Source organism: Vibrio sp. T11.5 (genome assembly GCF_027587155.1).
GTDB lineage: Bacteria > Pseudomonadota > Gammaproteobacteria > Enterobacterales > Vibrionaceae > Vibrio > Vibrio neptunius.
In genome coordinates, this window is record NZ_JAPPTP010000003.1 from 33,138 (window position 1) to 56,364 (window position 23,227).

Here is a 23,227-nt window from a genome sequence, read left to right on the forward strand (position 1 = left end):
TTTCCTGCGCAGAGCGACTAATCGGTCATGGGATAAAGCTGAGTCAGCAATTTTTCTTCTCGCCACGCCCGTAGTAGCGCACCGAGAGAAGGCGTCTGATGGCCTTGCTGTTTGTGTTTAGAGCCAATTTGATATAGCAAACGGTACTGCTTAAGCAGCGTACTGAAGATATGCGACAGTGATGTGTCGCTGTCCCAAATATGGGCGGCTTCACTACTCGCGCCATTGATTTCGAGAATGTCGAACGCTTCACCACGCATTAATGTATTGATATCTTTAAATTTCACATCTAGACGACCGTAGTTAAAGCCTTCAAAATCACCGAGAACTTCGTCCAGCTTTTGTTCCAATGCCTGTGTGATAAATTGATTGCCATCGCGGAAGATACAACCACGTGAATGGCTGCCCGCAAATGCCAACTGAAACTCGTCCCCTTCAGGGATAACCACACCGAGGTGTTCGCTATGACGAGGCAAATACAAATGCTGAAGTTTGCCTGCACGTGGACAGTGCTCAATCAATTGCTTAAGTGAAGAACGACCATCGCCCGTCACACGTGGGGAGTATTTGAGGGTGATAGAAATAACCTTGCCTCGCTCCTCTCCCGGCTGTCTGACATAAAATATGCCCGCTTCAGCACTGTAGTCCGAGCGAACTTGCAACAGAAAGCGTCCTTGAGAAGGGAATTGAGCAATATAATCTTTGAGTTGTTGATCGCCATTCACCAACTTGACCCCAACTCCTCGGCAACCCAAATCAGGCTTTGCCACAAGAGGGTAAGTAATTCCTTGCTGTTTAAGTTGTGCTTTTGCCTGTGTAAACAATTGCTCTTCATTGGTGTCAGATTTCTCCAACGTAATGAAAGGCAAAATCCACTGGCGAGTAATATCTCCAGCCGCGCTGAAAATGTCGTGTTTCGATTCTCCCACCATGCCGCTGAGTTTGATCGCAGGGTTAGCAATCAGCGGTAGCGCCCAATCTCTGTGATATAGGCTTAATGCTGCACTTTGGACAACCACAGGGGCATAAACAAACCAAGCTGGTAAAAATTCAAATGGCGAGATGACTCTTTTCGGTTCATGGAGAACAGGCATTCCCGCATTGACCTTGCCTTGTGGAATCATTTCGACATTAGCGAGCTGTGTCATAAGAGCCTCTTAAAAACGTTTTTGTAATAATTTTATTGAGCGTCCACATTAAGCATAGACCTGCCGGAATCAGCACCCAGCTAATGTGACTGTCTTTCAGCCAAGCCACACTGCCCAACTGGTAGAAGGAACCAAAAATCAAAGCAGTCCAGAGCCCTGTTGCACCAATCACCGCGACAAAAAATCGCATCACAGGCACATCAAGAAAACCGCTTAGGGTGAAGCCCACAGTGCGTAGACCAGGAATGAAACGGACAATAAACAGGGTTATAAACGCGCTCTGGTGAAGTTTCTTCTTTACTTGACGAACACGTTGATATTGGAAAATTCGATATCGTAGCAAGCGTACACGTTGCGCACTCTTCCCCATCAGATAGAGGCCAAGGTCGCCTGTGGCAATTCCAACGAAGATAGCCACTAGCGCGATACTCATTGGCATTAACTCTTGTACTGCGAGCGTTGCGGCGGTCACGATGGCTAAGTCTTCCAGTAAATAAGAAAGCAGGATGATGCCAACAAACAGCATTGCGACTGATGTATGCCCAGCGTACAACCATGCCTGTATCTGATTTGCTAACTCCATCTTTAACCTCAGCAATACTTCTTCAAATCTTCAGCGCTACTCGCATAGGCCGGTTAACTATCCATGGCGTTTATCACTGCGCCATGGTTAACAAGATAGGGAAATCAATAAGAAAATTTCACATACATAAAATTTAGTTGAAAACAGTTCGCTAAGAGGAAGAAATGACAGAGTTTTTTCTCGATGCCGTTCAAGACTCAATGACACAATTCGCAAGTACGTTGTCATTAGCAGACAGTGTATGGCACGTTCAGGGGGGCTTAGTTTATCCCGACTACGTTAGCGCGATGTTCACTGCACCTAGCGCTGAACTGATCCGGTCGGGCTTGCTACTCATCTGTTATCACAATTTCGATACATCCGAGTTGCCTTTTCTAAGCCAACATCGCTTACTATCAAGTCTAATTAAATCAAGGTGTTGATATCCATGACCATTCAGCTTTTGCCCGTCCCAGAACAAGAATTTCCTGAGGTGTTTTCTAGTGTCAAACAAGCACTATATGATCATGTTGATGCGGTCTTCGGCTGGGATGACCAGTTTCAGAGGCAGCGGCTGTCAAGCGACTATCAGCCAGAGTGGTTTCATTGGATTGTTAGCCAGCAGAGCAAGGTCGGGCTAGTGTGCTTCAAACCTTACGACACCGCTTACCACATTCACTTGTTGATCCTCTTTCCTCAGTATCAAAATCAGGGTTTGGGACAAGGGGTCATGCAGAAGATCAACACTCTCGTTAAAAGTGAAGGCCGCAACAAAATCACGTTGTCTAGCTTCGCTCGCAACACCAAAGCTATCCAGTTTTACACTCGACTAGGCTATCAAGTCATTGAAGAGGATGAATGTTTTGTCTCAATGGCATTGCATTGTTAACGGCATCAAGGAAAGGGTCAATTGCCCACTACCAGACCAGCAATACCTAGCTTGCAAGCCAAGGAGACACAAGACAAACCGTTTGTTTGTCGAAGTCCAGCTCCGCTTCAACGCCCAACGGTGTCACCAGCATAGGGTGTGTGTGGCAACTGTCAAAACCGCACAGAATGGGCACTTTTTGGCCGTTCAACACCTCATTCAAAACATCAAGAGGCGTACGGCCTGTTCCTTTGTCATCAAACAGCTCATGCTTACCAAGTGCGATGGCAGCGACTCGGTCGAACACACCGCAAAGCTTGAGTAGATTAAAGCTGCGCTCTACCACGGCAATGTTATGAAGAGAATCTTCGATAAGCAGGATGTCACCTTGAGCAATGTCAGGCATATAGGGGCTGCCCCAAATCCCATTCATGGTGTTCAGGTTTCCACCAATAATACGACCTCGTACTTTCCCTTCACCAATAAACTGCCATTCATTGGCGATCACAGGTTTAGCCTTAGTTTGGGACTCCCAGTCCATCATCACATCAGTCCAGGCTTCAGGCATCTGATAGCGATATGGTAGCGAAGGCACGGAACAGAGTAGAGATTCAAACGAAGAAAAAGTCTCATCAACCAGAGGGGGAAACTCACCAAATGATGCAACCAAAGCGGGGCCATAAAAGGTGATAAGCCCTGTCTGAGCATAGATCCCCAATAAAAGAGCCGTGACGTCAGAATAACCTATAATGATTTTCGGATCCGCTTTTAAGGCCTGATAATCAATATAGGGCAGTAAGGCGTTGCTGTTATAGCCACCGATAGTCGAAATAATACAACGAACTTCTGGGTCACGAATCAGGATGTTAAGTTCCTCGGCACGGTCTTGAATGGAACCCGAGCGATAATGATCTGACTTTCCGGTTAGCTTACCATCTTTAAGCCTAAACCCTTTGCTTTCGAGATACGTTTTAGCTCGTAGGAACCGAGTCGGGGCAAAATGAGTTGCCGGTGACGAGGGGGAGAAAAATCCTATGGTGTCACCGTTCGATAGACGACGTGGCAATAATATAGACAAAGCGGGTACTCCTTAACCCAACAAAGTTTTTTCAAGTGCAACAGTTTGATAAAGGCTATCCCAGAATACTTTTACCGTCATGGTTAACGCCTCCATTCGTATAGAATGTCTGGAAGCCCTTCCTCGTTTTCTGCGTCGCCGCCAATCGCAACAAAACCATGGTGCTCATAGAATTGCTGAGCGCGAATGTTGTTTTCAAACGTTCGTAAACTCAAGCGACCTGACGACTGCTGTTTGGCCATGACCAAAAGCTGGCTACCTAGCCCCATTGACTGATAATCTCGATGGACATAAAGCTGATTGACTTCACTATCATTAATAGCAACAAAGGCTACAGGCTGACGCGTTTCGTTGTTTATCACCACATAGATGTTATGCGTTTCAGGTAAGATATGGTTGAGGAAAAATGCCTGTGATTCAAAAGTATGCACTGGTGGAATTCCGATTGCGGCCTGCATCGAATCGCGCCACAAGCACACCACTTCCTGTGTATGCTGTGGCTCAAAAGTAATAACTTCCAAGTCATGTTTAAGCAATGTCGTCTCCAACTTTCTCGTCCCTGTGTGATGGCTTGTTGCTTTAGATTTGGTTACCTTAACGGGTTGACGCTGAAAAGCAAAAGAGCCAATCAATTGATCGGCTCTTTCTGTTACTGATGTAACATTATTTAAGTTTATAGAACACCGTTGCCAGTGGCGGTAAGCTGAGAGACAACGACTGAGACTGACTTTCGCTTTCAACCTCTTCTGTTTTCACTGAATGTTTGACGGCATACCCACTACCGCTATACCTATCATCATCGGTGTTGAGTAACAACTCATATTCACCGGCCAATGGCACACCTAAACGGAAAGCATCATGCGGAACAGGGGTAAAGTTGGTGATGATAAGAATCCGCTCTCCGTTATCACTCAATCGTTCATGAGCTAAAATCGATGATTCTGCTGCATCTTGCAGACGCCACTCAAAGCCGCGTGGTTCGCAATCCAGTTCATGCATCGCGCATTCAGAGGTATACAAGTTATTGAGATCGCGAGTTAGTGCTTGCACACCTTGGTGGCGTTCAAACTCCAGCAGGAACCATTGTAACTGATCGTCATGATTCCACTCCGCCGTCTGACCAATTTCAGCACCCATAAAGTTGAGCTTCTTACCCGGTTGAGCATACATGTAACCAAGATAAGCACGTAAGTTAGCCGTCTGTTGCCATTCATCACCCGGCATCTTATTGTGAATCGAACCTTTACCGTATACCACCTCATCATGAGACAAAGACAGTACATAGTTTTCACTGTGAGCGTATACCATTGGGAATGTAATGGTGTCGTGATGGTACTTTCGATGGACAGGGTCTTCCTTAATGTATTGCAAAGAATCGTGCATCCAGCCCATGTTCCACTTAAAACCGAAACCGAGTCCCCCCATGAATGTCGGAGCAGAAACGCCGGGGAAAGCCGTTGATTCTTCTGCAATGGTCATCGCGTTCGGGAAATATTTATATACTTCCTCATTCATCCATTTAAGAGTCGCAATCGCATCGTAGTTTTCGTTACCGCCATCGACATTGGGAATCCACTGATCGTGACTACGAGAATAATCAAGGTAGAGCATAGAGGCGACAGCATCGACTCGAATGCCATCAATATGGAATTGTTCGAACCAGTACAAGGCATTGGAGACCAAGAAGCGGCGAACGTGCTCACGGCTTAAATCGTATATGTAGGAATTCCAATCCTGATGCCAACCACGGCGCGGATCCGGATCATGGAAAAGCGGTGTTCCATCGAAATTGGCCAGTCCGTGATCGTCAGAAGGGAAATGAGCCGGAACCCAGTCGAGCACCACACCAATTTCAGCTTGGTGACACTGGTCAACGAAATATTTAAAGTCATCCGGCGAACCGAATCGACTTGTTGGTGCAAACAACCCAACAGGTTGATAGCCCCAAGAGCCGTAGAAAGGGTGCTCAGAGACCGGCATCAATTCAACATGGGTATAACCCATATCGACCAGATAAGGAATAAGCTGATCAGCCAATTCACGGTAGTTCAAGAAATCGCCATGATCATTGCGACGCCATGAGCCCGCGTGAAGCTCATAAAAAGACAATGCTTCCTTCCGCTTTTCCGTGACTGGTCGATTTTGCCACTGATTATCTTGCCAGTCGTAGCGGGCGTGATCATAAGTCACCGAGGCAAAGGAAGGGTACTGTTCTGCATACGCTCCCCAAGGATCAGCCTTATGCGGTAGCCCTTCGCCGTTTGGCCCTTTTAGCTCAAACTTATACTGAGTCCCTTCTTCCAGACCTGGGATGAAAATACCCCAGATACCATAGTCGAGACGCTGCATCGGCGTGCGTCGGCCATCCCACTGATTAAACTCGCCGACTAAGCTACAAGCTGAAGCATGGGGTGCATAAACGAGGAAACGAATGCCCGAGATAGATTTGCCATCACGCTCAATCGTCACAAACTGCGCGCCCATGTGATGGTACATATCTTTCGGCGTATGCAGATCATCGTACTCTGCGTAAATAGCATGATACTGATAGGGATCATCGATCAGTTGTACTTCCCCAGCCCAGTTAACAGCGAGCTGGTAATGGGTAAGTTTCAGATCGCGTTGCTGCTGCAGAATAAAACCAGACGCTTCTTCACGCTCTAGTTCAACGCGTTCTTCGCCTTCAATGACCAGTTCCACTTTGTCGGCCCCAGGCATCCATACCCGAAGTGCACCGTGTTCCGGGTCCAGAAAAGGTCCAATAAACGAAAAGGGATCCGCATACGACGCGTGTGAAAGTTGGTTATACACTCTGGTTTTTTTGTCTAGTGTTGAAGCTTTCAAGTTATTCTCTCCCTAACCTAACTTTCTAAAAAACTCCGAAAGTCTGCTTACATTTTGAGGTAGATAATTGCGGACAGGAACGCGGATTTAAAAGCGTTGAAATCGAGGCGCAATGTAAACAGCTTTTGGTTTATAAAACAAAGCCCGCTAATGGATGCGGGCTTAATATAGCATTATGAAAGTCTACCGAATTCCTGTTTCACATAGAGTGATAGAGTCGATACTTTTCTATGTTATTCGAGATAAGATCCTGTTATTTACTGACCTTAGCACGCACTTCTGTCAGCTTATAAGCAATGCGGTTTACCCCTTCTTGAGCAAACACTTCATCTAGGTTCATCGACAATTTACGACGCCAGTTTGGGTATTCCTCAACGGTACCAGGAATATTGACTGGCTTATCCATTTCCAACCAGTCTTCAAGCTGAACACTCAACAATGTTGAAGCACCCGCTGCAACATGCAATTGCAGTGCTTCTGCAAGATACGAGTCCATAGGAACATACTGCGCATCTCGGCCAACCCCTTCAGGAAGATAACCATGCCAGGCGACTGAGTCCAAAATACCCTGTTTGCTCTCTAAACGGTCGGTGAACAAGCCTTTAAGTTGTTCGGCATCTGGGTACAAACCCAGTTCTTCACCTATCTTAAGATCATCACAATGCCAGAAACCACGCAATGTCGGCATGTCGTGCGTACACAGAGCAGACATCGATTGATTCGCATAATGAGCGGGCGAAATGTAACCGCCATCGTCTTCAGATGTTTCGAAGAAAAATACCTTGTAAGAATGCACACCCGCTTCACGGAGAAGTTCTACAATCTCATCGGGCACTGTGCCTAGGTCTTCACCAATCACACTGCACTGGTGACGGTGAGATTCAAGTGCCAAGATCGCGAGCATGTCTTCTACTGGATAGTAGATGTAAGCGCCTTTGGTTGCATTTTCACCCTTTGGAATCCACCACAGTCGCAGTAGGCCAAGAACATGGTCAATACGCAGCGCACCACAATGCTTCATATTGGCGCGCAACAATTTGATGTATGCGTCGTAACTGGTTTCCTGAAGCACTTGTGGGTTCAATGGCGGCAGACCCCAATTTTGTCCTAATGGGCCAAGTACATCAGGTGGAGCACCAATGCTGGCATCCATCACAAGGTTACCGTCATCTGCCCAAGTCTCCGCCCCAGAATCGGCGACACCAACCGCTAAGTCACGGTACAAGCCAACAGACATGCCTTTCTCTTCCGCTAATGCCTGAGCTTCATTGATTTGGATATCTGCGACCCACTGCAAGTACATGTAGAGGTGCACTTGATCGAGGTTCTGCTCAATAAACTTCTGAACCGCGGTATTTTCAAAACGACGATACTCGTCAGGGAAAACCGGCCAACCCCAGATGTTGGAATCTTCAGCATGCAGGGAAGCATGCAGAGCATCAAACGCCGCTTGATGTACTAGGCTGTCGCCACCTTCTTCAACAAAGGCTAAGAAAGCTTGAGCACGCTCAGTGTTGTTATCCAAGTGACGCTTTTTAAATTCACTGAACAGCAGTGGCAACACGCTCAATTTTAGATCAGCCACTTCAGTGTAATTCACCCAATGCGATTCGCGAGCTTTTTGCAGGCGGTGTTGGAATTCTGCACTACCCACACGTTGCTGCGCCTCTATACTCAGTGCAAACTCAGGAACAGAACTGACATCAATATACATGATATTCAGCCAACGTCGTGAAGATGGGCTGTAAGGGCTGGCCCCTTCTGGGTTTGCAGGGAAGAGTGAATGAATCGGGTTCAGGCCGACAAAATCTCCCCCTCGGGAAGCAATATCAGCCACCAGTTGTTTTAGATCACCGAAGTCACCAATTCCCCAGTTGTGCTGAGTGCGTAAGGTGTATAGCTGAACACTCGGTCCCCACATTTTTTTGCCAGCATCGATTTCCTCTTGCTTATAGCAAGATTTTGGCGTGACAATCAGAGTCATTTCATAAGGTGACTTACGACGCTTACGAATAATGGTCAGCTTGTGGTAACCCCAAGCCAAATCATTCGGTAATGCAAACACTAAAGGGCCACCCTCTTTACGCTCGTCACGAACGATTTGAGACTGAAGATAGCCTTCAAGTACCTCTCCCTGCTCAGTATCTAAACGCCAGCTGAACTCGCTTTCACGGGCACTTGCGCCCAGATTAAGTGCAACTTCTACTGGCTCGCCATCACGCACCACCAGCACAGGATCTAGTACGTCTTTCTTGTGTTTTTTCTCTGCTGATTGCAGAAGAGTGTCATCATTCGTTGTGTCGTAGCCTAAAGATCTCAATAAATAGCGAATGGTTTCTTCGTCTACTTTTGCCTCATCTCCCCACGCGCTAACGTAGCTGTCGGCAATTCTTGCCATTTCGGCGACTTGTTGTAATGCGTATTGTTGTTTCATCGCTCTCTCCGAAGGACTACATACCTTCAAAATGTAGGGTTTTTATTAATATGTAACGTAAGAGAGCCAAGGCTTCACAGCCTTGGCTTTGTTGTTAGGAACTAGCGTTTAACGGCTTCCAGTTTCCAGATGTTATTGACGTAATCTCGAATAGATCGGTCTGAACTGAATTTGCCAACCAGTGCCGTATTCAGAATCGCTTTCTTCGCCCATCCGGCTTGATCACGATACTGTTTGTCCATATCCTCATGCGCTTTGACATAGGATGCGAAGTCCGCCAAACATAGATATGGGTCACCACCATCCAGTAAACTGTCGTAGGTCGCACGTAATTTACCTGGTTCACCCGGGGTAAACTCTTCACCCAGTAGCAGCTCCAGAGACGCTTTTAGTAGCGGGTCTGCGTGGTAATACTCAAATGGGTTGTAGCCTTGTGCTCGCAGAGCTTCAACACCGTCCACTTCTAGACCAAAGATGTAAATGTTGTCGTCACCGACTTCTTCACGAATTTCTACGTTCGCACCATCCATTGTACCGATAGTTAGTGCACCATTTAGTGCCATCTTCATGTTACCTGTACCTGACGCTTCTTTACCGGCCGTAGAGATTTGCTCTGATACGTCAGCAGCTGGAATGATGATTTCTGCCATGCTAACGCGGTAATCAGGAATGAAGACGACTTTCAGCTTGTTGCCAATACGAGGATCGTTGTTAACCTTCTCAGCAATCTTATTGATTGCATAGATTATCTCTTTCGCTAAGTGGTAACCCGGTGCCGCTTTTGCTGCGAAGAACACAACTCGTGGCGCCATATCGAAATCAGGATCGTTCAGTAGACGATGGTAGAGTGACAGAATGTGTAGCATGTTTAAGTGCTGACGCTTGTACTCGTGCAAACGCTTGATCTGGACATCGAAAATTGCGTTGGTATCAAGTTCGATACCCATGTTTTCAGACACCCAGTCAGCCAGACGCTGTTTGTTCTCTTTCTTCACTGCCATGAATTCTTTCTGGAACTTCACGTCATCCGCAAACTTAGCGATTTGCTCTAGCTGCTCCAGTTTCGCTGGCCATTCTGTACCAATTTTGTCAGAAATCAGTGCAGACAAACCCGGGTTACAGAATTTCAGCCAACGACGTGGCGTGATACCGTTGGTCACGTTGTGCAGGCGAGTTGGATACAGCTCATCAAATTCAGGGAACAAATCACGCTTAACCAGTTCAGAGTGCAGTGCAGCCACACCATTCACCGCGTAAGAGCCGATAACACACAGGTTCGCCATACGCACCATACGGTGGAAGCCTTCTTGAATGATCGACAGTTTCTGCTGTTTTGCAACATCACCCGGCCACTTCTGACGCACTTCCTGTAGGAACAGGTGGTTGATGTGGTAAATAATCTCCATATGACGAGGCAGCAGACGTTGAATCAGAGACTCACTCCACGTTTCCAATGCTTCTGGAAGCAAGGTGTGGTTGGTGTAAGCAAACGTCTTTGAGCTGATATCCCAAGCTTCATCCCAACCGAGACCTTTTTCGTCGATCAGGATACGCATCAATTCAGGAATCGCGATCGTCGGGTGCGTATCGTTGAGCTGGATGGTTTCGTATTTTGGAAGTGACGCCAGTGTGTGGCCAGCTTGTTCGTGACGACGAAGAATGTCACGTACTGATGCAGCCGAGTGGAAGTATTGCTGCATCAAACGCAGCGTTTTACCTTTCTCATGGTTGTCGTTCGGGTAAAGGACTTTGGTGATATTGCCTGCGTCTATCAGCGAGTGCTGAGCTTCGAAGTAATCACCATTGTTAAAACTAGCGAGAGAGAATGGTGCAATCGCCTGACATTCCCAGAGGCGCAGTGGGTAAACGGTATCAGATTCGTAACCCACAATTGGCAGATCCCACGGCATCGCTTTTACAGACATACCCGGAACCCAACGACGCTTCTCTTTGCCGTCCTCACGGTAAACTTCAACGTGACCATAAAAACCAATTTCCTGAGCTAATTCAGGGCGTGCGATTTCCCATGGGTAACCTTCTACACAACGCCATGCGTCCGGCGCTTCCTGCTGGTGACCTTCTTGGAACGATTGCTTAAACAGACCATATTCATAGTGAAGGCCATACCCCACCGTTGGGAATTCTTGTGCCGCTAGTGAATCCATGAAACACGCAGCCAGACGACCCAAACCGCCGTTGCCCAATGATGGGTCACGTTCTTCTTCAAGCAGGTCTGTTAAATTTTGCCCCATCTCTTCCATTGCTGCCGTAACTTGCTCATATAAGCCAAGACTAATTAGGTTGTTGCCCGTCAAGCGGCCAATCAAGAACTCAAGAGATAAGTAGTTAACGCTTTTTGCGTTAAGGATTTTGTCATCCTGCTCAGTTTGCAGCATATCAAATGTTGTCTGCTCAGCCAGAGCTCGGCCCATTGCCAAATACCATGCACGGCTTTCGGCTTTTTCGACCGTCGTAGCGTAAGTCGCGGTCAAATGTTTCTTGACGCTTGCTTGAAATGACGCCTTATCAAAATTTTTCTGTTGCGTAGGTTTCATTAGAGAAATCTCACTTATTGGGTTTAATCCATCTGAGACATATCGTGCATTGACACGACAACCAAAACATCCTCCCAGATACACGGCTTATTAGGAGGAGGATGCAGGGCGTAGAGGGCGTATGACCAGAATCTCAGTGATCTAACTCTCAAATCAAACGAGTCCACACCTTAGCTCTGGTGATAAAGATCACACCATCAACGGGTTTCACCTTAGCGCTGATGTATGAAGGTAAGGTGTTGTGATTCTCAACAAAATAATCAATATGCATATTCGATCACATATTGAGGGGGTTGTTTACGCAACTTTCATTACTTTTGGTGCAGAAGAAGCGATAACCCTTACTTATAGATTCAGCATAAGGTGACAAAAATCACAAATACAGGGCGTAGAGACAGGGAAAATGTGAAATACGCGAAAATCTGGTGGTTGATCAATAACTGTCGCTATTGTTCTCAAGTAACATCCCTGTCATTAGGTCTAACTGACTAAGTTTTCATCCACACACTCTGAATAGAATCTGGATTCAAGAGTGTTTAAGAACAGGGAAAAGAAGATGTGGATTCCTTCGAAATTAACCCGTCCGGGACGTTTACACAACGCAATTGTCCGCCCAAGAGTTCTCGATTTATTACAGCAAGCCCCCTGCTACAAACTGGTACTATTCCGCTCGCCAGCAGGATACGGAAAAACGACAATGGCTTCGCAGTGGCTGTCTGATAAAGCCAATACTGGCTGGTACAGTATTGATGAAAGCGACAACGACTCATTCCGTTTTATCAACTACTTGCTAAAGGCATTGAATAAGGCGACACACAACGCCTGCCCAAATTCTCAGAAGCTGGCAGAAAAGCGCCAGTTTTCGTCACTTCATTCTCTTTTTAGTGAAGTCTTTGCCGAGTTCGCCAATTTCCATCAAGAGTGTTATCTGGTTCTGGATGACTATCATCTTATCTCTAACGATGAAATTCATGAGGCCATCCGTTTTTTCCTCAAACACATGCCTGACAATCTCACGCTGGTTGTCACCAGCCGTGCGACACCGCCGCTTGGTACGGCAAACTTACGGGTCCGCGACCTGATGATAGAGATTAGCGACGAATTGCTGGCATTCGATACCGAAGAAACCACCCGATTCTTTAACCAACGAATCGCTGATGGGATTGATGATATCACTGCTGACAACTTGAGAAACTACGTAGAAGGCTGGCCCTCTGCACTACAGTTGATCGCACTTCAAGCTCAGCATCAACATAAAACACTGGCACAATCTGCCGAGTCGTTCTCACAGTTTAACCACGCTCATCTATGGGATTATCTGGTGGAAGAGGTGTTTGACCTATTGGATGCAGAAACACGCCTGTTTCTACTGCAATGCTCTGTCCTTGATCACTTCAATGATGTGTTAGTATCAGCTCTGACAAAGCGTGATGATGCCCTAAGTATGATTGAGTCACTCAATCGCTATGGTCTGTTTATCCACCCGCTTGAAGGTGAGCAGAACTGGTACCGCTTCCACAATCTATTTGCTGAGTTTTTATCCCATGAGCGCTCAGCACGTATTCCTCAGCAAGAGCAAGAACTGCATCAAACCGCTGCAAAGGCATGGTTAAACTTATCTTCTCCGCATCAAGCACTTCGGCATGCGCAAAAAGCCGGGAACCACCAGCTTACTGCGGACATCTTGAGTCAATCTGGTTGGAAAATGTTCAATGGTGGCGAATTGCAGACGGTAGAGAAAGCGATCAACACCCTCGCCCCTGAACAGCTCTACAGCGAGCCGAAATTGTGCATGCTTCAAGCATGGTTAGCGCAAAGTCAGCACAGATACAACGATGTTGGCGATCTACTGTCCAAGGCGGATGAGCAAATGGAGGCGCTCAATGTAACACTGAGCACCAAAGAGCAAGGCGAGTTTAACGCCTTACGCGCTCAGGTAGCCATAAACCAAAACGAGCCAGAGAAGGCACTCGAACTGGCTGAGTTGTCACTCGGGCAACTTGATAGTACAGTTTACCGAAGCCGCATCGTGGCTACGTCTGTTGTTGGTGAAGTAAACCATGTACTGGGTCATTTGAGCCGTGCATTACCTATGATGCAGCAGACCGAGAAGCTAGCGAGGCAGTATCAAGTTTACCATCAGGCGTTGTGGGCAATGCTGCAGCAAAGCGAAATTCTGATTGCCCAAGGCTATGTTCAAGCAGCCTTTGAAGTACAGGAAAATGCCTTCAAGCTCATCGAAGAACAGCAGTTGCAGCAAGTGCCAATGCATGAGTTTTTGCTACGTATTCGTGCACAGATTTTCTGGTGCTGGAATCGTCTCGATGAAGCCGAAGAGTGCGCGTACAAAGGGCTTGATGTACTGGGTAATCACAGCCCAAGTAAGCACCTACATAGCTACTCTATGCTCGCGCGTATCGCTATTGGCCGTGGTGAGCTGGACAAAGCCAACAAGTTCATTGAGCAAATTGTTCACCTACAGAAGCAGTCTACCTACCATGTTGACTGGACGGCTAACGCTTCTTTGTCTTTGATTCTGTTCTGGCAGGCACGAGGCGATATGGAAGCGATTCAACATTGGCTGGAAACAACACCTCGCCCAGAAAAAGCGTGTAACCACTTTACCCAGCTTCAATGGCGGAATATCTCACGTGCACAGATCAACCTAGGCATGTTTGAAGAGGCAGCTCAAACGCTGAAATTCCTGCAAGAACAAACCAATCTCAACAGCCTAGTCACAGACAATAATCGCAACCTAATCGTCGAAGCCGTATTGGCAACGGCACAGCAAGATGAACAGCGTGCTAAATTATTGCTCAAACAAGCCTTAGAACTGACGAATCAGACCGGTATTTTGGGTAACTTCTTGGTAGAAGGTGGCAAGATCGGCCATGTTCTAGAAAAGCTAGTCAACAAAAATGAGTTGGCTGATCTTGAACGACACCGTGCTCAACAGCTGCTCAAGGATATATCGACGACTCAGCGCAGCCGCTCTGTGCATTTTGATGAGGAGTTTGTTGAGAAGCTAGTAAACCATCCAAACATTCCAGAGTTGGTCCGCACCAGTCCTCTCACTCAGAGAGAATGGCAAGTACTCGGATTGATCTATTCTGGCTTCAGTAACGAGCAAATTGCTCAGGAATTGGACGTGGCAGGCACCACCATCAAAACCCATATCCGTAACCTATATCAGAAGCTCAATATCGCAAACCGAAAAGAGGCGATAAAAACTGCTGAAAACCTATTACAATTAATGGGTTATTGATACTAGGAAATCACTCACAGCAAAAAGCCCTGACTATCAGGGCTTTTTTACATCTGCTCCGCACCCATCGCGTGCATCAGTTTCAAATGCCGCTGTAATGCCGCAAAACTCTGCTCTCGAAACCATCGATGGGCAGGATCTTTTTGATGTCGACTGTGCCACAGCAGATAGTAACTATGCTTAGGCAAGTCGAAAGGCAATGGTTTCACAACATAATCAAATCGATTGGCGAAGTAGCCCGCCAAATGCAAAGGGGCGGTAACCAGTGCAGCACTCTGACAGACTAATTCCATTGCCGCAGTGAACGATGGCACTCTGGCAATCACCTTACGCTGAACCTTGCGCTGTTCGAACTGCTCGCCCACATACTGACGCATCTCTCGCATACCATGCACCATCACATGGCAAGCACTAAAATAATCATCCAGTTCAAGGCTAGCGTCAGCCAATGAATGATTACCAGACATCAGCACTACATATTGGTCTTCAAGCAGTTTTTTGCCGTAGATATTCTCAGGAAAGTAGTCGAGTGTGGTCGCCAGTACATCAATCAGGCTGTCACCGAGAACGCTGACATGCTGATCTTGCCACAGCTCTCCATTTACCCCTACGTTTGGGGCCAATCTAAGCAGTTCAGAAGACACCAGAGGCACACTCGATTCAGACAAAAATGCCGTGTAGGCTAGTCTGAACTCTCGTTGACAAGCGTGAGGCAAAAATGCTTCCACCGCATAAAGCTCATCTAATGACTCAATCAACTCAGGCAGTTGAGCGAGTAACTGCTGGCCTTTGGCACTGACCACAAACTGTTTGCCTTCACGAATCAAAATCGGGTCATCAAAGGCTGTTCTTATCTGGCTCAAGGTTCTGCTCATCGCTGACTGAGTGACGTTGAGCTGCAGTGCAGCCTCGGTCAAACTACGAGTTTGGAGCAGTACCAACAATGGACGCAGCAGTTTGTAGTTATTCATATCACCTTCTTAGTATCACAAAGACTTAAGCATCCATACATCACAGCCGTTGTGCACGGTGCCTTCTAACGGCGCAGTGAGGTGCTCGAAACCTAAACTCTCATAGAGTCGCACCGCCGCAGACATATTGGACAAAGTGTCTAAATAACAGCGTCCAAAACCTTGTTGCTTAGCAAACTCTAAACAGGCCAACGACAGAGTTTTGCCCAAGCCAAGCCCTCTACTCTCTTTGAGTAAAAACAGCTTCTTCAGTTCACACGTTTGCTCATCTTGCCCAAAAGGCGCAACGCCACATCCCCCAACCACCTTGTCATCTAAGAGCGCAACTAAGTACAAGCTCCGGTTCTGTTCATGATAATGCTGACTCATATTGTCGACTTCAGCATCAGACGGCCCAAACCCTTCACCTACAGCACCATACTCTTTGCCGACCTGCTTGATTATCTGGCAGATATTTGTGTCATGTTCCGCAGCGATAGGCACTATACGAAGGTTTTCTTGGCTCATAGTCATCTCTCCTAAATATCATCTTGGACAGCGATTAGAGTAGAACCAATCAAAGATGAATTAAAATCACTTTAAATCATATTTACTATGATAAAAAGTGATTATAGAGGACAATTTCCCCTATCAAAATCTTTAGGGTTTACATTGTAAATTCATCTGAAGTAGGCGATGACTGACAAGAAACAAATACCTAACAGCCACGACAACTGGAACCAAGTCACATTATGACGCTATCAAATACAGGCTTTGGTCAGCCTGTTATTGCACTCTCCCATAAGCCTGCCAGAATGAAAATCATCAGCATAATGAGAGAGATAACAAACAATGGCTTGGTTGAGAAAACGGCTTCTTCCTGCGGCAATGATGGCAGCACTTACTCCTATGAGCTCGGCTTACGCCGATATCGGTGATACCCCAGTGATCGGTGGGCTGTTTAATTCAACAGAAGTGCTGAAAAATCAAATCACCTCGTCATTGTCCTACTCGACGCGCTTTACTCGCGATATGACCCTGTTTACCATTGGCGGCCTAACTTTAGAGACCTACCTACTGACATTACCACTTGATGCAAGTACGAAAAGCCGGGTCATGACACAACTTGCCGATCCGACTTATTCCATTCCTCTCGGCTATTTTCTTTATCAGTTCTACGATCGCTACACAGGAATAAGCAGTGACGATGAATTTAAAGCCTACCTGCAAACAGTGTATGACAAACAAGCTCTGAAAGGCTTTGAGCATTCGCTCTTTGCACTAGAAGAGAAGGTGAAAAAAGAGCCTAAACAGCACGCCAAAGATCAGGCTCACCAGGAAGGTATCCAAATTAATGGTCAGTTTATGGCGGCCATGGTGACCGTATATGATGCTTTGGTTCAGATTGGCGAATGGCAAGATATGGACCGCCTGCCTGATCAATACACCTATCTAACCCAATCACCTGATGATTTAGCATTGGTCGCCAAGATTCAACCTATCGTGGTTGGGATCATGCAGCAAGCCGCCGCGGGGATGGAAGATGGCGACATGAAACAAACCATACTCGGTATTGTGGCCGATGGTGCCGCCGACAGAGCCAGCGAACCGAATAATAAAGCGCAAGCGTTAACCATTACCTTAGTTGATTTTGTGCGTCTCAATGTGCTGAAAGCCTATCGCCAGTTTGTCTATCAGGATGAGAGACAAGAGCGTCTCAATGACTGGCTACAAAACGCATTTGACCATCACCCTCAACAAGCCATTGAGTTTCTTGAATCACAACAGAACCGCCGCTTCGCTGTTCAGGTAACGGTCGACGGGTTGCAACAAGGGTTGATCGAAGGACTGGTTAATCCAGATAAACCTTTTCTCTCCCACGCCTACCAGCAACATCTTAAGAGTACTGAGCTAGGTAGCCCTGTCGCAACAAGTAACCCAGAGCACGTTCAATCCACGCGTTTTCTTCAGGTTCTATCAGAACAAACGTATCGTGACCCTTATTACTTACCGTTCTTCAAACGACTTTACCAAAACCATACCGACTCCATTGCTCGGGTCGGTATCTCTTCCACACCGACGATCAGCGTAAGAAACCTGCCTATCATCAAAACAGGGGCAAAAGTGTCTGGCGAACAAGGAACAGGAATTCCGAATTTCCACTTTGTCGACCGTAACGAAGACAGAGCCTATTACTTCTTTGGTAATGATGCCCTTCAACTCGATCGCTTAATGCAGGCCAATAAGGTTCAGACGATGTTTGACCGACTGGTTCACCTGAAAACGCTGAATTGTAACGCCCAATATGACTGGAATGCCCATACCAGCTACGACGGTCTGGTAAACCTTGGCGCTGGCGAAGCACTGCGTGACTTTGGTGAGAAACGATGTTTGAGAGAGCTGAATGAAAGAGCCGAAGTGGAAAACGTGTTAACGAAACAGCGTCAGTCCCTCATCGATAATATTCAAAGCTATCAAGAGATACCGCTATGGGACTTTTACACCAAGCTAACCCGAAAATGGAAGATTGAACAGGACATCGCGAGTTATACAGAGCTAGATGGACAAGGTATGCCAGATTACGCCCTGATCTACAATCCGTGGCCAGATCACTTTGCCCACTTTGTTGGCCCTTTCAGCGATGAAATCATTATGCCAACCGGGGAACTCAACCGCCTCGATTACTGGATACGTCAAATTGAACAAGCGTACAAGGACGCCGGCATTTATCAGCAGACCCTTTGGGGAATGGCGGGGGACCATGGTTTATCTCCGGTTTACTACACCTTAAATCCGGAGAAGGCGATCTTTGAACCACTTTCGGCATCACTCAACTACCCTCTAGTGATCAAGAAAATCTCATCGGATGAAGGCGAAGGGCCGAAAATCACCAATGCATTAAATTATCCGAGCAACCAAGGTGTCGATGTAGTGGTAGCCTCTACCGCTGGCGGCAACTTCATGATGGATATGTTTAATTCGCAATCGGGTTGGCAAACACAACCAGTCTATTCGGAGCTGACCAACTGGACACCAGTCAATGCACCACAAGGGAAAAAGCTCGACATCATTGCCGAGTCAGTAGAAAAGCTGGCAGACAGTCTCGACTATCTAGTCGTCAGAGAATCAACCTGTGATGAGACAGAGTGTCAGGTACGTTTGGTCGCTCAGCGTGACGGCAAACGAATCGATGAGCTCATCATCAAACAGGGAGAGCGCTATTTCTACCAAGCCAATAGCAAAACGGCGTTACTGGAAGTCAACAAACTCAACCCTTATCTTCCTGCTCCAAATCAAGCACAGCTTGAGACGTTTGCTCAGTTGGTCAATCAATGTGTCAATCGAGCAGACATCAACAACCCACAAAGCTGGTGTGATGAAATGCAATGGCGCGAACTAACCCAATTTACGCCGAGGCCTGATTCCGTCGTACAACTCGCCAAGCTTTACGCCGAACCACGAGCAGGCACAGTGAATTTGTTCCCTCGGGAAGGGATGGGTTACAACACGAAAGTACCGGGGCGCCATGCGGGTGAAAGCTATTTGGAGAAGGACGCCTTTATCGGATTTTGGGGCGCTCCAATTGGCAAACAAACTACGCCACTGAGTAGTGAGGAGAACGGCTCTCTGGCTCCGACTCTTTATCAATATCTGACTGGAGATGACATTAAATCTGGAGAAAATGGTTGGGGGTATCCATCATTGCTTAGCAAACTCGATATTCACTAAGCCTCCCTCAATAACAGAAAGTAATAACAAAAAAGCGCCGTAGGGCGCTTTTTTGTTATCTAGGAATCAGAATTTCTTCGGTGCATAACCTGTCATGACTTCAAGTCTCAGCTCTTTACCCAGCTTAGTCATTGGGTGAACCACGATTAGACCTTTGACTGACCTTTTCAGCTTACCCATGTCTGCTTGTTCTTCTTTAGTAATTGCACGTGAGAACGGCATGTCGATCAAGCTCTTGCGCTCTTTGTTCATGTCGTATTTCTGTTTGCTTTTCATCACGTGAATTTTTTTGCTTAGCTTATCTGCTTCGTCAGTGAACTTAGTCACCATTTCCTGATCACCACGAGATTTCGCCGCATCCAGCTTACGCTGACACTTGTCCAGACGATTGTGAAGGTTTTGAAGTTCTTGCTTAGTACTCATGGTATTGATCTCATTGAAACAGAAAAGGGCGGCGAGTGTAGCACAAGCTGACTCGCTGCCCTAATTTTAGTCGTTAGCCGTGTTTTTGGTCGTAATCTTTGATGGCTTTTTCGAGCAACTCGAAGTCTGGTTGAGTCAGATATTTACGCATCGCCGCAAATTTCTCTTCAGGCCATTGGTAAATTTTCAGCGCCACCAGCTTCTCTATCAGCTCAGGGGCAAAACGATATTTAACCAATCTGGCAGGATTTCCACCGACAATCGCGTATGGTTCCACATCTTTGGTCACAACACTGTTGGCCGCGACAACCGCACCTTCACCTAAGGTCACGCCCGGCATGATCATGGCACGCATGCCTATCCATACTCCGTCATCAATCACAGTATCGCCTTTACCTTGATAAGAGCGCTCAACCTCTTCCAAAAAAGGATAGAGACAAAGCCAGTCCGTTCTATGGTTGTGATTCCCACCCATCAGAATAACCGCTTGTGCTGCAATGCAAACATAGTCACCAATATAGAGCTGATCAATATCCCACCTCGGCTGCCATTGCTTGCTGACTTCGTCCCCATGCAAGTAGCGGACGACGGACTGTTCAAAACCGTTATCCCAACAATCGCTGTAGTAGCTATGAGTCCCCTTGATATGAATGTTTTTGTTCTGCACAACTTTATGCAGTAACTGAAATGTCGACCAATGTTTTTGTGGCATGACAAAATCCTCAATGTATCATTCAGATTTGCCACGGAACGAATTTCGTGGCGTTGCTTAGACGTTCAGCTAAACAACGCTTATTGGATGCGCGGCTGCTTGAGCAGCGGGATGATTTTCATGGTCAGGTCTCCTATCAAGACATCATCTTACGCGAAAAGGCGGTTTTTATGTCAATATTGAGTCAGTGCATTAAGTAATCGGATAAATTGACCTTGTTTATGTATGAGCCTCTTTTCCAGCTGGCTCTTGTTGCTATAACAACAGCGATAACGCCCGCGACCCAAGCCGATAAACACACCAATTTATAAGCACCAGTGGCTGATCATTCAAGCCACTCACACGTAGAAGATAAAAAAGGATAAGCCTATGACTCAACTTACGATTTTCTACGATGGTACCTGTCCATTGTGTGTGAAAGAGATGGAACATTTAGCTCATTACGATGGCGAGCAACATTTATTGCTCGTTGATATCCACTCCGAAAACTTCCTCAATTACCCTGAGATCGACGCAAAACAAGCGTCTGAAATCCTTCATGCCGTTGATAATAACGGAACACTGTTGCTTGGTTTAGATGTCACTTATCTCGCATGGAAGCTGGTTGGAAAAGGCTGGCTGTACGCTCCATTGCGCTGGAAACTCATCCGTCCAGTTGCAGATTGGTGTTACCTCAGATTTGCAAACAATCGATACACCATTTCTAAGTGGCTGACTGGAAAAAGAAAGTGCGATTCTGGTCAATGTTTTCGATAAAACAGAGATCTTACCTGTCAGCGAACACGAATTAACCTATCGAGATTCACAGTCCTGCTTCGATAAATTGGCTAGTCTTATACAATAAACGTTTGGTTTATGTTCTCTTCACTGGTCACCAAACCGAGCAGTGAAGGGGGGCATAAACTAAATTTATAACAACAGGCGTTTCATGCCAGAAGCCTCTCTGGCCATATTAAAACGCTAAGACCTTTTGAAAGACAGGATGTTTGTATGAGTCTAACTATTCGAAGTCGCCTGTACATTTTGGCGCTTGTTCCATTACTGGTAATTGCGATCGGTATGCTTGGTTTCACTTACGTTAAAACCAATGAACTCAATGATCAGCAGATAGAGGTAACCCGCACTAACATGATGAACATGAAGAAAGCGGAACTGAAAAGTTACCTTCAAATGGCAAAGTCTGCCGTCCGGCCTTTTCTTGACAAAGGCGCAAGCCTAGAGGACGCCTACCCAACCCTAAAAACTTTAGAATACGGCAAGACAGGTTATGTGTTTGGCTACAATTCCCAAGGTATTCGTAAAGTCCAAGGTAGCAGTAGCGAAGGGATTGGCGATAGCTATTGGAACCTGCAGGACAAACACGGTAATTACCTAATTCAGGATCTGATTCGTAACGCCAAAACAGGAGAGTTCACCACTTATTACTTTCCTAAACCCGGCGAGACCGAGGCACTGCCCAAGCTGAGTTACTCGATATATATACCTGAGTGGGATTTGATGCTAGGTACAGGATTCTACACCGACGACATTGATGCCATTGTGGCCGAAATGGAAAGTGCGACCACAGAAGCACTTCAAGAAACCCTGTCTGCCATCATTATATTCTGTATCGTGATTGCGGGCGTCGTTGCTGCCTTCGCCGTCGCCGTTAACCGAACCATCCTTAAGCCATTAGAAATGTTCGATACCTCGATCAGTTCCTTTGCCAGCGGCGATGCTGACCTGACCGCCCGTATGGAAGATTTCGAAGCTCCGGAGTTTTCCCAACTGAGTAAAAACTTCAATGCTTTTGTCGCCAGTCTGCAAACCATCATTAGAAGCGTCAGTGATGTTGGTCAACAGGTCGTCTCAGAGACCAGCGATATGTCAAGCCGTGCCGCAAAAGTCGATGAATTGGCTTCAGGTCAACGTCAAGAGACTGAGCAAGTTGCCACCGCGATGACGGAGATGACCACAACAGCATCCGAGATTTCGAATAATGCCAGCCAAGCCGCGCATTCAGCTAAGGAAGCCGACGACAATGCCAAAGAAGCTCAAGACATCGTTAATTCTGCGGCGCAGTCTGTCGAAGCCCTGGCCGAAGAAGTCTCCCAAGCGAATGGTGTTATCTCTCGCCTTGAAGGAGATGTACAAAACATTTCCTCCTCTTTGGAAGTGATTCAAGATATCGCCGAGCAAACTAACTTACTCGCACTCAATGCGGCGATCGAAGCCGCACGTGCCGGTGAACAGGGCCGTGGATTTGCCGTCGTGGCCGACGAAGTTCGTAAACTGGCTAGTCGCACCCAAGACAGTACGGGTGAGATTCATCAGATGATTGAACAATTAAAAGCGGCCTCAGATGATGCAGTAAAAGCCATGGAGTCAAGTCAGAAACGTGGTGCCAGTACAGTAGAAGAAGCCAATGCTGCTGCTCGGGCCCTGATCCAGATTCAGGAGTCCATCGGCACCATCATGGATATGAACTCACTGATTGCCACCGCGACCGAAGAGCAAAGCCTCGTCGGCCAAGAAATTTCGCAGCGCATAGTCGTCATTTCTGACCAAAGCTCACAATCCGCAGAACTAGCCAATGACAACCGTTCAGGAAGCCAAGAGCTAAACCAACGAGCCAACGAGCTTTACGAACTGGTGGATCGATTTAAGGTATAAGCACACA

At 46.7% G+C, this 23,227-nt stretch carries 17 protein-coding genes; 6 read left to right on the forward strand and 11 right to left on the reverse strand.

Annotated elements, in window-relative coordinates; genetic code table 11:
• Window positions 1-17: 17 nt before the first annotated feature.
• Window positions 18-1,148 carry a D-alanine--D-alanine ligase gene (locus OH455_RS04730; RefSeq protein ID WP_269980522.1) on the reverse strand — a complete coding sequence of 377 codons (1,131 nt, stop codon included), beginning with the start codon at window positions 1,146-1,148 and terminating at the stop codon, window positions 18-20.
• Window positions 1,132-1,731: a DedA family protein gene (locus OH455_RS04735; RefSeq protein ID WP_269980523.1), complete on the reverse strand. Its 600-nt coding sequence runs from the start codon at window positions 1,729-1,731 to the stop codon at window positions 1,132-1,134. Before OH455_RS04735 ends, OH455_RS04730 begins: the two co-directional genes overlap by 17 nt.
• 164 nt (window positions 1,732-1,895) lie before the next feature.
• Here OH455_RS04735 and OH455_RS04740 point away from each other — a divergent pair, with 164 nt between their 5' ends.
• Window positions 1,896-2,153: a hypothetical protein gene (locus OH455_RS04740; protein WP_269980524.1), complete on the forward strand. Its 258-nt coding sequence runs from the start codon at window positions 1,896-1,898 to the stop codon at window positions 2,151-2,153.
• A 5-nt stretch (window positions 2,154-2,158) separates the two neighbouring features.
• Window positions 2,159-2,599 (forward strand): GNAT family N-acetyltransferase, encoded by a 441-nt coding sequence (locus OH455_RS04745; protein ID WP_269980525.1) that lies wholly within the window; start codon window positions 2,159-2,161, stop codon window positions 2,597-2,599.
• A gap of 46 nt (window positions 2,600-2,645) precedes the next feature.
• On the opposite strand, the gene OH455_RS04750 is transcribed toward OH455_RS04745, so the two are convergent.
• From OH455_RS04750 to OH455_RS04770, 5 genes are all read right to left on the reverse strand, one after another.
• Window positions 2,646-3,656: a S66 family peptidase gene (locus OH455_RS04750; protein WP_443088581.1), complete on the reverse strand. Its 1,011-nt coding sequence runs from the start codon at window positions 3,654-3,656 to the stop codon at window positions 2,646-2,648.
• A gap of 83 nt (window positions 3,657-3,739) precedes the next feature.
• Window positions 3,740-4,288: a GNAT family N-acetyltransferase gene (locus OH455_RS04755; RefSeq protein WP_269980526.1), complete on the reverse strand. Its 549-nt coding sequence runs from the start codon at window positions 4,286-4,288 to the stop codon at window positions 3,740-3,742.
• A gap of 31 nt (window positions 4,289-4,319) precedes the next feature.
• A complete protein-coding gene (glgB, locus tag OH455_RS04760) occupies window positions 4,320-6,500 on the reverse strand; it encodes a 1,4-alpha-glucan branching protein GlgB (RefSeq protein ID WP_269980527.1) in 2,181 nt (726 codons plus the stop codon).
• A 253-nt stretch (window positions 6,501-6,753) separates the two neighbouring features.
• Complete coding sequence (gene malQ, locus OH455_RS04765) at window positions 6,754-8,934, reverse strand: 4-alpha-glucanotransferase (protein WP_269980528.1); 2,181 nt, start codon at window positions 8,932-8,934, stop codon at window positions 6,754-6,756.
• A gap of 101 nt (window positions 8,935-9,035) precedes the next feature.
• Window positions 9,036-11,489, reverse strand: coding sequence for a glycogen/starch/alpha-glucan phosphorylase (locus OH455_RS04770; protein WP_269980529.1), 2,454 nt, complete (start codon window positions 11,487-11,489; stop codon window positions 9,036-9,038).
• 556 nt (window positions 11,490-12,045) lie between these two features.
• On the opposite strand from OH455_RS04770, the gene malT reads away from it, so the two are divergent.
• Window positions 12,046-14,754 carry an HTH-type transcriptional regulator MalT gene (malT, locus tag OH455_RS04775; RefSeq protein WP_269980530.1) on the forward strand — a complete coding sequence of 903 codons (2,709 nt, stop codon included), beginning with the start codon at window positions 12,046-12,048 and terminating at the stop codon, window positions 14,752-14,754.
• A 47-nt stretch (window positions 14,755-14,801) separates the two neighbouring features.
• Here malT and OH455_RS04780 read toward each other — a convergent pair whose 3' ends face one another.
• Entirely contained in the window at window positions 14,802-15,725 is a 924-nt protein-coding gene (locus OH455_RS04780; protein ID WP_269980531.1) for a LysR family transcriptional regulator, read from the reverse strand.
• A gap of 15 nt (window positions 15,726-15,740) precedes the next feature.
• Window positions 15,741-16,232 (reverse strand): GNAT family N-acetyltransferase, encoded by a 492-nt coding sequence (locus OH455_RS04785; RefSeq protein ID WP_045974051.1) that lies wholly within the window; start codon window positions 16,230-16,232, stop codon window positions 15,741-15,743.
• 324 nt (window positions 16,233-16,556) lie between these two features.
• On the opposite strand from OH455_RS04785, the gene OH455_RS04790 reads away from it, so the two are divergent.
• Window positions 16,557-19,433, forward strand: coding sequence for an alkaline phosphatase family protein (locus OH455_RS04790; protein ID WP_269980532.1), 2,877 nt, complete (start codon window positions 16,557-16,559; stop codon window positions 19,431-19,433).
• A gap of 66 nt (window positions 19,434-19,499) precedes the next feature.
• Here the strand turns inward: OH455_RS04790 and OH455_RS04795 are convergent, their stop codons facing one another.
• The gene (locus OH455_RS04795; RefSeq protein WP_006961819.1) at window positions 19,500-19,856 is read right to left on the reverse strand and encodes a YibL family ribosome-associated protein; all 357 of its coding nucleotides are present in this window, start codon (window positions 19,854-19,856) and stop codon (window positions 19,500-19,502) included.
• Between the two features lie 73 nt (window positions 19,857-19,929).
• The gene (locus tag OH455_RS04800) at window positions 19,930-20,568 is read right to left on the reverse strand and encodes a CatB-related O-acetyltransferase (protein WP_269980533.1); all 639 of its coding nucleotides are present in this window, start codon (window positions 20,566-20,568) and stop codon (window positions 19,930-19,932) included.
• 369 nt (window positions 20,569-20,937) lie between these two features.
• On the opposite strand from OH455_RS04800, the gene OH455_RS04805 reads away from it, so the two are divergent.
• Both OH455_RS04805 and OH455_RS04810 read left to right on the forward strand, forming a co-directional pair.
• A complete protein-coding gene (locus OH455_RS04805) occupies window positions 20,938-21,324 on the forward strand; it encodes a thiol-disulfide oxidoreductase DCC family protein (RefSeq protein WP_269980534.1) in 387 nt (128 codons plus the stop codon).
• 234 nt (window positions 21,325-21,558) lie between these two features.
• Window positions 21,559-23,220 carry a methyl-accepting chemotaxis protein gene (locus OH455_RS04810; protein WP_206374504.1) on the forward strand — a complete coding sequence of 554 codons (1,662 nt, stop codon included), beginning with the start codon at window positions 21,559-21,561 and terminating at the stop codon, window positions 23,218-23,220.
• Window positions 23,221-23,227: the final 7 nt, after the last annotated feature.